Source organism: Mucilaginibacter sp. P4_C11 (assembly GCF_056402115.1).
Genome location: NZ_JBFUIA010000010.1, coordinates 107,593 through 122,796, shown reverse-complemented (window position 1 = coordinate 122,796; position 15,204 = coordinate 107,593). Strand labels below are relative to the sequence as shown.

15 protein-coding genes and 1 tRNA gene are annotated in these 15,204 nt (G+C 42.8%); 11 read left to right on the top strand and 5 right to left on the bottom strand.

Annotated elements, in window-relative coordinates; genetic code table 11:
- Window positions 1-249 precede the first annotated feature (249 nt).
- Complete coding sequence (locus tag AC1DU2_RS11395) at window positions 250-771, top strand: hypothetical protein (RefSeq protein WP_477384463.1); 522 nt, start codon at window positions 250-252, stop codon at window positions 769-771.
- 205 nt (window positions 772-976) lie between these two features.
- Here the strand turns inward: AC1DU2_RS11395 and AC1DU2_RS11390 are convergent.
- The 3 genes from AC1DU2_RS11390 to AC1DU2_RS11380 all read right to left on the bottom strand — a co-directional run bounded on the left by AC1DU2_RS11390 (window position 977) and on the right by AC1DU2_RS11380 (window position 3,213).
- A tRNA-Pro gene (locus AC1DU2_RS11390) sits at window positions 977-1,050 on the bottom strand.
- 313 nt (window positions 1,051-1,363) lie between these two features.
- A complete protein-coding gene (locus AC1DU2_RS11385; protein WP_477366512.1) occupies window positions 1,364-1,771 on the bottom strand; it encodes a DUF4199 domain-containing protein in 408 nt (135 codons plus the stop codon).
- Between the two features lie 236 nt (window positions 1,772-2,007).
- Window positions 2,008-3,213: a proline dehydrogenase family protein gene (locus tag AC1DU2_RS11380; protein WP_477384461.1), complete on the bottom strand. Its 1,206-nt coding sequence runs from the start codon at window positions 3,211-3,213 to the stop codon at window positions 2,008-2,010.
- 58 nt (window positions 3,214-3,271) lie between these two features.
- Between AC1DU2_RS11380 and AC1DU2_RS11375 the strand changes: the two genes are divergently transcribed.
- The 10 genes from AC1DU2_RS11375 to AC1DU2_RS11330 all read left to right on the top strand — a co-directional run bounded on the left by AC1DU2_RS11375 (window position 3,272) and on the right by AC1DU2_RS11330 (window position 13,598).
- Window positions 3,272-3,478 (top strand): RNA-binding S4 domain-containing protein, encoded by a 207-nt coding sequence (locus tag AC1DU2_RS11375; protein ID WP_090650080.1) that lies wholly within the window; start codon window positions 3,272-3,274, stop codon window positions 3,476-3,478.
- A 3-nt stretch (window positions 3,479-3,481) separates the two neighbouring features.
- A complete protein-coding gene (gene aroB / locus AC1DU2_RS11370) occupies window positions 3,482-4,540 on the top strand; it encodes a 3-dehydroquinate synthase (protein ID WP_477384459.1) in 1,059 nt (352 codons plus the stop codon).
- Complete coding sequence (locus tag AC1DU2_RS11365) at window positions 4,541-5,464, top strand: sterol desaturase family protein (RefSeq protein WP_477384457.1); 924 nt, start codon at window positions 4,541-4,543, stop codon at window positions 5,462-5,464.
- A gap of 80 nt (window positions 5,465-5,544) precedes the next feature.
- Complete coding sequence (locus AC1DU2_RS11360; protein ID WP_477384455.1) at window positions 5,545-6,417, top strand: PH domain-containing protein; 873 nt, start codon at window positions 5,545-5,547, stop codon at window positions 6,415-6,417.
- Between the two features lie 253 nt (window positions 6,418-6,670).
- Window positions 6,671-7,576, top strand: coding sequence for a prephenate dehydratase (locus AC1DU2_RS11355; RefSeq protein ID WP_477366497.1), 906 nt, complete (start codon window positions 6,671-6,673; stop codon window positions 7,574-7,576).
- Between the two features lie 110 nt (window positions 7,577-7,686).
- Window positions 7,687-8,814, top strand: a complete 1,128-nt coding sequence (locus AC1DU2_RS11350; RefSeq protein ID WP_090650066.1) for a chorismate mutase — start codon at window positions 7,687-7,689, stop codon at window positions 8,812-8,814.
- A gap of 110 nt (window positions 8,815-8,924) precedes the next feature.
- Window positions 8,925-10,235, top strand: a complete 1,311-nt coding sequence (gene aroA, locus AC1DU2_RS11345; RefSeq protein ID WP_477384453.1) for a 3-phosphoshikimate 1-carboxyvinyltransferase — start codon at window positions 8,925-8,927, stop codon at window positions 10,233-10,235.
- 309 nt (window positions 10,236-10,544) lie between these two features.
- Window positions 10,545-11,639: a chorismate synthase gene (gene aroC / locus AC1DU2_RS11340; protein WP_477384451.1), complete on the top strand. Its 1,095-nt coding sequence runs from the start codon at window positions 10,545-10,547 to the stop codon at window positions 11,637-11,639.
- A gap of 94 nt (window positions 11,640-11,733) precedes the next feature.
- Window positions 11,734-12,975 carry an MFS transporter gene (locus AC1DU2_RS11335; RefSeq protein ID WP_477366487.1) on the top strand — a complete coding sequence of 414 codons (1,242 nt, stop codon included), beginning with the start codon at window positions 11,734-11,736 and terminating at the stop codon, window positions 12,973-12,975.
- Entirely contained in the window at window positions 12,972-13,598 is a 627-nt protein-coding gene (locus tag AC1DU2_RS11330) for an HAD family hydrolase (protein ID WP_477384449.1), read from the top strand. The genes AC1DU2_RS11335 and AC1DU2_RS11330 overlap by 4 nt, the downstream gene beginning before the upstream one ends.
- 8 nt (window positions 13,599-13,606) lie before the next feature.
- Here the strand turns inward: AC1DU2_RS11330 and AC1DU2_RS11325 are convergent, their stop codons facing one another.
- Window positions 13,607-14,131: a DinB family protein gene (locus tag AC1DU2_RS11325; RefSeq protein WP_477384447.1), complete on the bottom strand. Its 525-nt coding sequence runs from the start codon at window positions 14,129-14,131 to the stop codon at window positions 13,607-13,609.
- Between the two features lie 2 nt (window positions 14,132-14,133).
- Window positions 14,134-15,096 carry a glycosyl hydrolase gene (locus tag AC1DU2_RS11320; protein ID WP_477384445.1) on the bottom strand — a complete coding sequence of 321 codons (963 nt, stop codon included), beginning with the start codon at window positions 15,094-15,096 and terminating at the stop codon, window positions 14,134-14,136.
- Between the last annotated feature and the right edge of the window lie 108 nt (window positions 15,097-15,204).

Below are 15,204 nucleotides of genomic sequence, written 5' to 3'. Positions count from 1 at the left end.
ATACATGGTCAGAATGGGGAAATAATTAATTTGCTGGCTAAATTCATTTACTGACATCAAATCTGGTGTGGCGATAGTTTATAAAAGCAACATCAAACTCATCTCAATCTGTACTGTATCAAAAAAATCACACCTAAGTATTTGCTTTTAAAGCAAGCAATTTAATTTCATAGTAATAATTTAAAAAATAACAAACAAAATCTGTAATAAATATGTTACAACAACATCATCTAACTAACTACATTTATTATGAAAAAGATCTGTTTAATATTGTTTGTAACCAGCATTACATGGTGCATTCAAACTGCCGGGGCTCAAACCCAAGACACCACAAACAACAAAGTGGAGATAAAAAAGAAAGTTAAAAAGGGCGCCCACGGTCGTACGGTAACAAAAATCAAGATGGAGGGCTCCGGCACAGCCGGCGCAATAAGCGGCGCAGCCGACGGCGCTGTAACAGGTCATTTACCTGAACCGGCAAAACAAACGCCGGCACCACCACCGCCATCCGTGGTTATAGTGCATGATACAGTTAAAACGCAGGCACCAGCGCCTGTAGTTGCTCCCGCACCAACACCAAAAACAACCGAAGTTACTACAACTACAACAGAAGTAAAGCCGGTTGTTACAACCAGTTCAACTACTCATGTTGTTGCACATAAGGCAACTGGTTCAAAAAAGCCTGTACACGTATATCATCGTGTTTATAAAAAAACACCGGTGGCGGCAACAAAAACAACTACCACCACTACAGTGAAAAAAACCGAGTAAAAGCGCTACAAATTGCGGGTAACAAAAGCGGGACTGTTGGTTACAACAATCCCGCTTTTTATTTTAACATGCTATTAGGAGCAAACAATCGAAAGCGGCAGCTAACATGGTTAAAAAATGTTTTTTTACCCGGCGACTTTTTTACATAAAAAACCCTCCGAATTAAAAATTGGGAGGGTTTTAATTTGATCTGGTATCGCTTTTGTCGGGATGGCAGGATTCGAACCTGCGGCCTCCACATCCCAAATGTGGCGCGATACCGGGCTACGCTACATCCCGTTCCCGATTGGGTTGGCAAAATTAGGATTTTTAATCAAGCTGCAAAACTTTTTTTAAATTAAATTTCAGGTAAAATTATAACCCCTTCATTAGCGCACATTTGACGTTAAATATTCTTTTACTTTATATTATTTACAGCTATCGATGATAGTGTTAAGTCAATAGTACTAAATCGTAAGTCTAAAGTTGAAAGTTGAATTTTTCCTTTTTTGGCTTAGGACTTGAGACTTTGGGCTAAAGAATATCCGTCAATTTATCATTAACATGACACTTGTTTGTGACCTGCAAGTCATCAACTACAGCCACACTCCTATCAATTCAGCTTGCTCGATTTATTCATCAATGCGGCAGACACCCCTAAGCAAATTAATATACCAATAACCAGCCCGCCGAAAAGCCTGCCCGAAAAAGCGAACAGGTTACTTGCCATATCAAAATAGTTAATGTAAACAATGCCTGCCAAACAGGCAAACAGGCCACCGATAAGCAAAATCCTAAAACTTTGAAATAGGGCATCAAAAAAACCGATCTCGCCTTGCTTATCATCATCACGGTAGCGTTTCACCCCAAAATAAACACCGCAAAAAGGTATCAGTAATGATAAATATTCAACCGGGCTTACGTGGTTCCCGGTACTATTATACCCAAACGACCGCATGATGAACAACCAGGTACCACTAAGGATACCCAGGATTAAACCTGTTACAAATGCATTTCTCATAATTTAGGGTGGCATATGATAATGCCTGATATAAAAATGCAAATTTTTTTATTGTTTGCCTGCAAATCACGTCTTTTTATTAGCGGTAATTTACCATCATATTTATGAACCACTGATCAACCCCATCCCAAATTAAACGGTGCCGAACGCCCCCCCCTCCCAAAAGTAAGTCAATAAAAAAGCCGCTAAATTTTAGCGGCCCATATTTTTCTGTCTTGACTCTCAATTCTTGACTCTCAGTTCTTGTTTCTTCTTCCCCGTTCTTTCACTATCAAACTCAGCTCTCGGCTCATTTGGCCGGCAATGGCGGTATTTTCCTGTGCGCGGCGGAACAAGTATGGCAGCACGGCTTTTATTGGCCCATAGGGCACGTATTTGGCCACATTGTACTGCGCATCCGCCAGGTTAAAACTCAGGTTATCACTCATGCCCAGTAATTGCGAAAAATATACGTGCGGGTGCTTATGGTCTATACCCTTGGTATCCAAAAGCTCGGCCAGCAGGCGGCAGCTCTCCTCGTTGTGGGTTCCCGCTATAAAGGCAATTTCGTTGATATGGCTGGTACAATAATCCAATGCCGAGTCATAATCCAGGTCTGTTGATTTTTTATCAGGCTGAATTGGCGAATCGTAACCCATTTCCAGGGCACGCTTACGCTCTTTTTCCATGTAAGCACCGCGCACAATTTTGGCTCCTAATATAAAACCCTCGCCTTTGGCAATCTCGTGATCGTTTAATATCGATGCCAGTTTATCGTGGCGGTACATTTGGTAGGTATTGTAAACAATGGGCTGCTTGGTATTAAACTGCGTCATCATGGTTAAAGCCAGCAGGTCAATAGTTTCCTGTATCCAGCTTTCTTCGGCATCAATCATCACGGGCACGTTGCTTTTGTAGGCTTTATCGCAAATAGCCAATACCCGGCTTTGCACCCTTTGCCATTCGCTTTCTTCATCGGGTGTAAGTGGCAGGCGGGCGTCCAGCTTCTCTAACAAAGCAAAACGGCCAACTCCGGTTATCTTAAACACGGTTAATGGTATGGCTTTATCTTTTGAGGCCCGCACTATCGTGCGGATGATCTCGTCCCTGGTACTATCAAAAACGGCTTCATCGTCCTCGCCTTCTATCGAATAATCTAAAATAGTACCTACGCCACCGCTATATAGGTTTTTGATGGTATTATCACACCCGGCAATGGTTTCACCGCCGCAAAAGTGTTTAAATATAGTCGCCTTGATGATGCCTTTAATCGGCAGGCCTATTTTAATGGCAAAGTTGGTTACCGGGGGGCCTATTTTCACCAAAAAATTAACATTGATGATCCTGAATAACCAATAAGCGCGGCTAAGATCTGCGTTAGATGAATGACGAAAAGCTATTTCTGTATTTTCAAAAGAGGGCTTACCGTGTTTGGATGTATTATTAGTTTCGTTAGAAAGCATGCGCAAAATTATAAAAATGATAACTCATTATTCCATGAATAGTTTATTTTTGCCCACCATGATTGAATTTAAGTTAAACGGCGACTTTATCCCGATGATACAACTACTAAAAGCAGCCGGCCTGGTACCCACCGGAGGCGAGGCGCAAATAGTTGTAAGTGAGGGCGAAGTAAGTTATAATGGACAGGTTGATTACCGCAAACGCCTTAAAGTAAAACGAGGAGACCTGGTTGAATTCAGAGGAAATAAAATCATGGTTATTTAAATTATGGACACCATTCAGAGCGATAATTACCCCATTTTTTTTGAAAATAGTATTGATGAGCTGGCCAATTTCGTAAAACACGGGCACTATTCCCGTTTTTTTATTTTAACCGACGAAAATACCGCCCAACACTGCCTGCCCCTTGTAAAAAGCAAGATAGAAGACCAGGACAATTTTGACATCATTGAAATAAACGCCGGCGAAGAAAGTAAGGACATTGATTTTTGCATCGGCATCTGGAAAATGCTGATTGATTTTGGTGCCGACCGCAAAAGCCTGCTTATTAACCTTGGCGGCGGCGTTATCAGCGATCTGGGCGGCTTTGCTGCATCAACATTTAAACGCGGGATTGATTTTGTACACGTGCCTACTACCCTATTATCGCAGGTGGATGCATCAGTAGGCGGTAAAACCGGCATCGATATCGATAGCATTAAAAATATCATAGGTACCTTTACACAACCCAAAGCTGTATTTATTGAATTGGGCTTTTTAGATACCCTGCCTCCAAGACAAATCCTATCCGGCCTGGCCGAAATGTTAAAACACGGGCTTATCCAGGACGCCGATTACTGGAACCAGTTAAAAAACAGCGATTTGAGCAAACCATCTGCCGAACTGGTACACCGGTCTGTAGCCATAAAAAATAAAATTACCGTGGAGGACCCACATGAAAAAGGGATCCGCAAGGCTTTGAACTTTGGTCATACCGTTGGCCACGCGGTTGAAACCTATTCGTTGATCAACGATAAAGATCATTTATCGCATGGCGAGGCTATTGCCATAGGCATGATCTGCGAATCGTACCTGGCCCACAAAAAAACAGACCTGCCTGCCGAAGAACTAAAGGAGATAACAGATACACTGAATAACCTGTATCCGCGTTATAACATCAAACAATCAAGCTTCGAAACGTTGTTTGAATTCATGAAAAAGGACAAGAAGAACCAAAGCGGAAATATAAATTGCACCCTGCTGACCAACATTGGTCAATGTAATATTGATAATATCTGCACAGAAGCCGAACTTTGCGATAGTTTATTGTATTATATTAACATGTAGATGCAGCACTTAGATAAAACGGAAATAAGCGCCATTGTAATACTTTGCCTTTTAGTTATTTTAACCCTTGTAGAAATGGGTTTAAGTTATTGGGAAGACAGGCATTATTACGAAACACGCGATACTTTTACCAACGTTTATCTCACCTCGCTTGCCGTTGTAACCAACCTGGTAGTAAAAGGAAGCACATTTATTATCCTGAGTTTTACTTACAGGTACCGGCTGTTTCAAATCCATAACGTTTGGCTATATTGGTTTGTACTGATTGTTGCGCAGGATTTTTTGTATTGGCTGCTGCATTATATTGGCCATTATTGCCGCGTTTTTTGGGCTATACACGTAACCCATCATTCGTCAGAACATTTCAACTTCACTACCGGTTTCCGGTCAACTGTGTTTGAGCCATTGTACAGGGTATTTTTTTACTTACCACTCGCGCTGTTTGGCTTTAGCGCTTTAGATATTTTGTATGCCTACCTGGTTACCCAGTTTTATGGCAACCTGGTACATACGCAATATAAAATTCCGCTGCCAAAATGGTATGGGTGGATTTTTGTAACACCAGCACATCACCGCGTGCACCATGCATCAAACATCCCCTACCTTGACAAAAACATGGGCATGGTGTTAATTTTATGGGATAGGATGTTTGGCACCTTCCGCGACGAGGATTTGCCCGAGCCTGTTAAATACGGCATTACCAAACAACCCGATGATATGGGGCCGGTAAATGTTATATTTCACGAGTGGAAGGCGTTGATACACGATGTTAAACACGCGCCGGGCATTAAAAACAAGCTTGGTTATTTATTTAACCCACCGGGATGGAGCCACGATGGTAGCACACAAACTGCAAGGGTAATGCAGCGGGAATATGAAATTCAGCATATTTCGCCCCTCATCGAGCAAAAACAAACCGCTTAATTTTATTGCAAACCGCATAAGTATCGATGCTATATTTTATATTTGAATTAGAAGCAAACAAGCATCGCCTTATATAACCTATGCCGCAACTTATATCCAAACTACAACATAACACTTACGAAAAAGGCGAATTTTCTGACGAGCAGCCAAGAAATTTGGATGAAACAATTCAACTGATAAAAAACTTTCCCTGGGATTTGGAGCGCCCTTTAACTGATATTCAATTAACCGGCCCATCGGTTACTATACAGGACGATGATATTAACTATCTAAAACTGGGGCTTTATTTCGGCGGGAAATTTTGTGTTTATTACCTTGACAGGGATAATCATTTATATGAATACCACGCTGCTGATATTGAGGCCGCGGAAAAACTTGTTGCCGATTTTTTTGATAAAACCCTTGACCTAAGCGTTTTCGAGAAGCATTTTTTTAACATCGGCAACCAGCCCCATTTCATCACCAATAACTTTATATATAAAGTAAAACCTTCACGGGTATTTATGCTGATTGCATTGTTATTGGTCTATATTGGATTATTTATCAGCTTTGCTGCCAGCATTCCCAGTGACACCCCTTTTATACTTTATCCCTGCTTTCTTATTTTAATCATCGGAGGATTTATACTTTACACCGTGTTTCTCGCTATTCAAAACCGCAGTTTGTACCTTCAAATTTCAAGGGGCAACAATTTGTTTTATTTTGGAAAAGACGAGCAAAATATATCGGCCTATGAAAAACTGAATATCGAAAACATCGTCATTTATGAAAACAATGACCGCCGTGGCTTTCGCCTTGACTTTAATAAGAAAATCGAGGTTAAATTTCAGAACGGTGATTGCCTGATAATCCCCAATATATTGATTAGCAGTTACGATTTTTTATCGAAATTTCCGAATAAGTTAGGGATACCTGTTATTTACAGCAGCAACAGACTATTTAAAAGTAGGTAAAATCCATTTTTACAATATAAAATTTGGTTCACCTACTTTTTTCACCAAAAAATAAAATTTTCTATTGACAGAATCATTTTTTACCGTACATTTACAACGTAATAAAAAACAGATGAAATTTAACAGTGCATATTTTTATGGTTACTACTTTTACTTTACCAGTAAGAGCCGGGACTAATATGTACTAAACACACATAAAAAATTTAAAAAGTCCCGGCACAAAATGCCGGGACTTTTTGCATTAACAGGGGTTATGAAAATAGAAAAACCAAGAGTTGCTATACAGGGAATCCGCGCCTCCTTCCATGAAGAAGCCGGCCTGCGTTATTTTGGCGAAAACGCCCAGATGATTGAGTGCAACTCTTTTAAACAAACTTTTGAGAAGTTAAAGAACCGCGAGGCTGATTATGTGGTAATGGCTATTGAAAACAGCATTGCCGGCAGCATATTGCCCAACTACACTTTACTGCTCGATTATGGTTTCCCGGTAGTAGGCGAAATTTACCTGCCTATTCAACTGCACCTGATGGCTTTGCCCGGTGTAAAGTTTGAGGATGTAAAATACGTAACCTCGCACCCTATTGCACTGCGCCAGTGTGTTGATTTTTTTGACGAATACCCGCATCTTAAAATTGTAGAGAGCAGCGATACCGCCGCCTGCGCTAAACGCATCCGCGACGAACAATTAACGGATACAGTAGCTATCGCCAATTCATTGGCGGCAACACTATACGGACTGGATGTTTTGGAGCGCCGCATCGAATCAAACAAACGGAATTTTACCCGTTTTTTGATCCTCACCCATCATGATAACATGGATAAAAAACCGGCCAATAAAGCATCGCTTTGTTTCCAGGTAAGTAATAAGGTTGGGGCTTTGGCCAAAGTGCTTAACATTTTTGCCGAAGAGGGTTTAAACATGAGCAAAATACAATCCATGCCCATACTTGGTAAGCGTAACGAATATAATTTTTATGTAGATGTGGAGTGGGACGAGCAGAAACACTACGATAGTGCTATACGGCAGATACTGAAATACACACAAAACTTTAACATACTTGGCGAATATGAAAGACACGATGACGAACCATCAGTAGCACCCAAACCCCAGCGAATTGACCGCGGCAGGCGATATATCAACATCCGCCGCAACGTTTAAACAAAAAAAGGCGATCCCTCAAGATCACCGAACCAAACAGGAAATCAAAAAATTAAAACATAAAACAACCCGGTTTAAAAAACAAGCAGCCGGAACAAATAACAAACACAATGAAACTAAATTTAAACATACAGCCACTTCATACCTGGATTAAAACCGGTAAAGAACCATTGGTAATTGCAGGCCCTTGCAGCGCCGAAACTGAAGATCAGCTGGTAGCCACCGCCCATTTATTAGCCCAAACCGGTAAAATTTCTGCTTTACGTGCAGGTATCTGGAAACCACGTACCCGCCCGGGAGAGTTTGAAGGTATTGGCTCAATTGGTTTGGAGTGGTTAAAACGCGCTAAAGCCGAAACAGGCTTGCCAACAGCTATTGAGGTAGCTACCGGTAAACACGTTGAAGAAGCTTTAAAAGCAGGTGTTGATATACTTTGGGTTGGTGCCCGTTCAACAGTAAACCCTTTTACTGTACAGGAAATTGCTGATGCTTTGCGTGGTGTTGATGTGCCGGTAATGGTTAAAAACCCGGTAAACCCCGATCTTTCTTTATGGATTGGTGCTTTAGAGCGTATCAACAACGCAGGTATTACTAAACTTGCTGCTATCCACCGCGGTTTTTCATCTTACGAAAAATCTGCTTTCCGTAACGAGCCGATGTGGGATATCGCTATCGCCTTAAAAACTTTAGCACCTGAATTGCCTATCATTAACGATCCAAGCCACATATCGGGTAACCGCGACCTTATTGGTTACATTTCGCAAAAAGCTTTGGATTTGGATATGCAAGGGTTGATGATCGAATCGCACATCGACCCAAGCGTAGCCTGGACAGATGCTAAACAACAGGTTACCCCTGCTGCACTTGCTGATATTATTGATCATTTGGCTTTACGTAAACCAGAAGTACGCAATGCCGAGGTTAACGATAAGCTGCACGAATTGCGCAACCAGATTGATAAAATTGACGATTTAGTTATCCAGAAAATTGCCGAGCGTATGCTGATTGCCGATAAAATCGGTCAGCATAAAAAAGATAACGGTATTACCATTTTACAGGTTGGCCGTTGGGACGAAATTCTGCAAAAACGTACTAATTATGCTAAAGCATTAAAATTAGGCAGCGAGTTTACCGAAAAATTACTGGAACTTTTACACGCCGAATCTATCAGCAGGCAAACAGCCATCATGAACGCCAGCGAAGCAGGCCAGGCAGCAGAAAAACTAACACACGCGTAATTTTTATGTTATACGTTTTACGTGGTACGTTATACGTTTTGACTTAGGTTTATTCCCTTCAACGTACCGCGTATCACGTACAACGTAAAACATACAACCTATAAATAGCGATGCAAAACATCATCCTGAGTAAAAGTAATAAGCATATAAAAGGCACGGTAAACCTCACCGGTTCAAAAAGTGAATGTAACCGCGCCCTCATTATCGAAGCGCTGAGCAACGGTAAGGTTAAGGTAGATAATGTATCCGATTCGGCCGATTCGGTTTTGTTAGCAGGGATTTTGAGGAAGAATCAAGAATCAAGAGTCAAGAATCAAGAGGTATTGGAGGTCAGCAGCGGCGAACCACTCACTACTCACCACTCACTACTCACCACTGTCGACATCGGCCCGGCCGGTACGGCGATGCGTTTTTTAACGGCTTATTATGCTATACAGGATTACGAGGTAATTTTAACCGGTAGCCAACGCATGAAGGAGAGGCCGATAGGTGTATTGGTGGATGCGTTGAAGGAACTTGGTGCCCACATAGGTTTTGAAGAGCAAGAAGGCTACCCTCCTATTAAATTAAAAGGCGGTTTTGAGCAGCTAAGCCGTCAAATCAGTATAAAAGGCAACATCAGCAGTCAGTACATTACCGCACTTTTGCTAATAGCTGCCCGGTTGCCGCTTGGTTTGGAATTACATATTGAAGGCGAACTAACGTCGCGCCCATATGTAGAAATGACCCTGGCTATGTTACAAACAGCAGGTATCCAGCACACCTGGACCGACAATGTGATTGCCATAGCCAACCAGGATTTTGCCACAACATCATTATACATTGAACCGGACTGGAGCGCGGCATCATACTGGTATGCTATTGCTGCCCTGGCCGATGAGGCAGAAATATTCCTGACCGGTTTAACCGCATATAGCCTCCAGGGTGACAGCGTTATTACCGAGATAATGGCCAATTTTGGTATCACATCGCAATTTAAAGATGGTGGTGTACATTTACTAAAAGAGGCCAAACCTTTAAGCCGCAAAGTCTTCGACATGAAGGAATGCCCCGATTTGGCACAAACAGTAATTGTAGTGTGCGCGGCATTAGGTCACGAAGCAACTTTCACCGGTTTAGAAACGCTAAAGATCAAAGAAACCGACAGGGTTTTAGCTTTACAAACCGAACTGGCCAAAATGGGCGTTAAACTGATTGAAAAGGGCCAGGTTTATAAACTGGATTGCAGCGAAAAGTTTATTCCGGAGCGGATGTTCATCAACACCTACCACGATCATCGTATGGCCATGGCTTTTGCTCCACTGGCGCTGGTTGTTCCGCAACTGGAATTTGAAAACGGCCCGGTAGTCGACAAATCGTACCCTGCATTTTGGGATGATTTGGAGAAGCAAGGGTTTGTTGTGGAGGAAGTGGAAGGTTAAAGGCGAAAGGTAAAAGGTAAATCCGGCACCAAACTATATCATTGCGAGGCACGAAGCAATCGCGAACTTTGCAAGACAACCATGCAACCGACGAGATTGCCGCGCTACGCTCGCAATGACATAATGAAATTGACCATCTTGAAAAAACCATAAAATACCCGTCATTGCGAGGTACGAAGCAATCCCGAACTACGTGGGACTTAGCATTTAGGGGATTGCTTCGTACCTCGCAATGACGGTTTAATTAGAATTAAATTCTGACATTTGAGCTTTCTTAAATGTCGTATCTAACATCTCACATCTAAAACAATGGCAGGCAATTCATTCGGGCAAGTATTCAGGATAACCACTTTTGGCGAATCGCATGGCGAGGCCATTGGGGTAATAATAGATGGCTGCCCGGCACAATTGGTAGTTGATATCGAATATATACAAGGCGAGCTGGATAAGCGCAAGCCTGGGCAGTCGAAGATTACCACACAGCGTAAAGAGGCAGATACGGTACGGATCCTATCCGGCGTATTTGAAGGAAAAACCACGGGCACGCCCATTGCAATGCTGATTCCGAATGAAGATCAGCGGTCAAAGGATTATACCCATAATGTGGATGTGTTCCGCCCATCCCATGCCGATTATACCTACCAAACCAAATACGGTATCCGCGACCATCGTGGCGGAGGCCGTTCCTCGGCCCGCGAAACTGCGGCGCGTGTTGCTGCGGGTGCCCTGGCAAAGCTATTGCTCAAAACCCAGGGAATTGAGATTGCAGCCCATGTAAGCAGCGTTGGCAAAATAGATGCACCAAACGTGGAGATTAAAAACGTTCAGGAATTTATTGATGAGCGGGAGAAAAACATTGTAAGGTGTGCCGACCCGGCAACAGCTGAAGAAATGATTGAGTTTATTGACAGCGTACGCAAAGACGGTGATACCGTTGGCGGTAAGGTAAGCTGCTACATAAAAAACTGCCCCGTTGGCTTAGGCGACCCGGTATTTGACAAACTGCACGCCGATTTAGGTAAAGCTATGCTAAGCATCAACGCCGTTCATGGCTTTGAATTTGGATCGGGCTTTGCAGGCAGCGAAATGCGGGGATCCGAGCATAACGATATTTTTGTAAAGTCGCATTTAGGCGATATAACAACCATTACCAATTACTCGGGCGGCATACAGGGTGGTATCAGCAACGGTATGCCTATCGAATTTAAAGTAGCCTTTAAACCGGTTGCTACCATCATGAAAAACCAGGCCACCATTGATAGCGAAGGTAACGCCGCCGAAATATCGGGCAAAGGCCGTCATGACCCTTGCGTGGTGCCGCGTGCTGTACCTATTGTTGAGGCGATGGCAGCACTGGTTTTGGCCGACCATTGGTTGCGAAACCGTAATTCGAAACTGAGCTAAAAAGAGAAAAGCTAAAAGCGGAAGGCCTAAGGCAGAAAGCTTTTATTGCTTTGGGCCTTAGGCTTTCTGCCTTAAAAACTATCTTTGTACAACGATGCTAAGCCCGCTTATCCAATCATACAAAAACGCCTACTACGGACTATCTAAAAACAGTTGGTACCTGAGCCTGGTAATGCTCATTAACCGGAGCGGCACTATGGTGGTTCCGTTTATGAGTGTTTATATGATTAAACAACTTCATTTTACGGTAATACAGTCGGGTTGGGTAATGGCGTTTTTTGGCATTGGCGCATTTGGAGGCGCGTTTTTAGGTGGCAAGCTAACCGATAAAATAGGTTTTTATGATGTGCAGGTTGGAGCCCTGCTTTTAGGGGGCATCCAGTTTATTATTTTAGGATACCAGCATACCTTCATTAGTATTTGCATACTAACGTTTGTGCTCAGCGTTTGTAATGAGTCGTTCAGGCCTGCAAACTCGGCGGCAATTGCACATTACGCTGATGATGCTAACCGAACACGCTCCTACTCGCTAAACCGATTGGCGGTTAACCTGGGCTGGGCGGTTGGTGGTGGCCTGGGCGGAGTGTTAGCATCGGTTGACTATCATTGGCTTTTTTGGGTAGATGGTAGTACAAATATTTTGGCGGCAGTACTTTTATTGAATTTAATGCCCCGATCACAGATCCGGACATCGGTAAAAAGCGTGGCAAAGGTTATAAAATCGGCAGCGGCGCATACCGATGGCATATTCTTATGGTTCATCATTTTAAATACGCTATTCTCCTGCTGTTTCTATGAATTCTTCATCACTCAGCCTGTATTTTATGTAATACAGTGGCATCTTGGCCAAAGTTTTATCGGCTTTTTAATGGCGCTCAACGGAATACTGATCGTAGCTGTCGAAATGGTGCTTGTTCATAAGTTGGATGGTAAAAGGCATCCTTTATCCTATATCAGCATAGGTGTATTATTATCCGGCATTACCTTTGTTTTATTGAACATACTGCCTCATAATGCCGGGATAGCTGTTTTGATAGTAGTAATGATAACTTTTGGCGAAATCATCGCCATGCCATTCATGAACTCTTTTTGGGTGAGCCGAACGAATAATAGTAACCGGGGCTCGTATGCTGCCATTTACGGCATGTCTTGGTCGGCGGCACAGATCATTGCTCCTGCCGTTGGCGCCCGGATTATTACATCAGGTGGCTTTGATAGCTTGTGGTGGGTATTTGCCGGCGTTTGCTTATTTGTATCTATCGGGTACTATATCCTTAAAAAGCTAATAAAAAAAAGCGAGCCAATTGTATTAACTCCTGTTGACAATATATTATGAAAAAGGCCATCATATTAGATCTGGATAATACCATTTACCCTGTAAGTTCAATTTCCGGCAATCTTTTCGAAGCGGTTTTTGGCTTTGTTGATACCCTGGCAGAAGAAATTGGCACCGAGAAAATTGAAAAGGCAAAAGCAGAAATGCAGCGCCGCCCCTACCAGCAAGTGGCCGAAAAATTCAACTTCAGCGAAGCGGCAAAAAACAAAGGCCTTGATTTGCTCAAAGACCTGGAGTATGCCCTCCCGATGCAACCTTACGAAGAGTATAAATACATCAGTGAAACCCCGATAGATAAATACCTGGTGACTACCGGCTTTACCAAGCTGCAATGGAGCAAAATACGACTGTTAGGCGTCGAAGCCGATTTTAAAGCTATCTATATTGTCGACCCGCAAATATCCTCAGAAACAAAAAAAGACATTTTTGCCATGATTATGAGCAATAACAATTATCGGCCAGAAGAGTTGTTGGTTATTGGTGATGATCCCGAATCTGAAATAAAAGCGGCAGGCTCATTAGGTATCGATACGTTTTTGTTTGATCCGGACGACAGGCACCCTGGTGCGATAGTAACCCACTCATCAAAAAGCCTTAAGGATGCGGTAGCTATGTTTATGTAAACCGGATACTATAGTTGTAACAAACCCTGTTTCAAAACCTTAACAGTAACCAGTAATTGTCCTAAATGGCGCATCGTATGCTCCGCAGCGTGCACATACAGGCCAATAACAGTTGATGGAACTTGCGCGCGTCCCACGCCTCTTATTTCGGCTAAGGTAGATTGATTAGTATTGGCCAATTGTTTCAGGGCGTTATCAACCTGGGAATTAAATTGCTTAACTAATACGGCTGCACTAATGGTTACATCTGGCCTACCCTCGGCGGCTAAATAGGTTAATTGCTCTTGGGAGAGAATCTCTCCTTTTGCATAGGAAAATAGCCTGTCGAGCACACCAGTCAAATGCTGTAAATGAAAACCCGGGGAGGCCACGCCCGCAACTTTATTCCACAACAATAGGTCTGGAAAATCGGCCATCAGCTCATTCAGTTCTTCCCTGGCCTGCAATAAAGCATGTGCAACGGGCTGCAACAACGCGGGGATATCATTTAAAGGGCCGCGCAACCAAACTTCGGGTAGTTTAATTTTGTCCATTACTATTTTTGCAGCATGGTTTTTACTTCTTCATGGTTAAGGGTTTGCGGCAGGTTGTAAATTTCCTTTACCCTATTGTGGGTATTATCCGTCCAAAGCCAGCTTGTCCATATCATAAACCAGGCCCATTCGGGCTGGGCTGCCAATACTTCCGGTTTGGGCAATTCGCCGGTTTCGCCAAGTACAATAATTTTGCCGTTGGCGAGGCTTAGCAGCTCATTGTAATCCTTTTGTTCGTAATCAGAGTGATAAACGTCCGATCCCAGGATATCAACATAATCGGCACCTGGATAATATAGTTTATAATCGTATGCTTCGTCTTTGGGAATATCGCGTAAACCGTTTGCGCCCCATACCCATATCAGGTTGTTTAGTTTATGATAGTTGGTATACCTGTCGTACATCATTTTCCAAAGCTTTTGGATACCGTTTTTGCCTTTTTTGTCGCCCCACCAAAACCATACGCCGTTCATTTCGTGGTAGGGCCGCCACAAAACCGGTACATGTGAGTCTCTTAGCTGTTTTAGGTAAACCGCCTTTTTATCTATATCTGCCAGCCATTTTTTATTTAAAGGCGTATTTGGTGTAGTCAATTCTGTCCACTCGGCATCGGTAAGCTTACCCTGTATACTTGTTTTCCAGTCATATGGCGCATCATCAGTTGGCCTGCCCTGGTGCCACATAATGGTAACCAGGTAACCATCGTGCCATTTCTTTTGCGCTTCGTACACCAGCTTCTGCCCAAGGTCTTTATCGCCCCACAACATAAAATCAGAACCCCACAAAGCGGGATATTTTCCGGTAATGGCGTAAGCACTATCCGAAAACGTGTTCAGATCGTTATTATAATTTTGCTGACCAGACAGGATATGCTTTCCCTTTATTTGGTATAAAAAGGATAGTAACTTAACCGCCTCGGGGGTGGCATTTTTGTTTACCGGCTTAAAATCCTGTGCAGTTGCCATAAATGGCAGAAAGCATGTTGCTATAATTAATAACTGTCTTTTCATTAGCGACTCATGAAGCGATTAGTCAAATATTGCTGATAAATTGTCTGATTTCAAATTTAATTA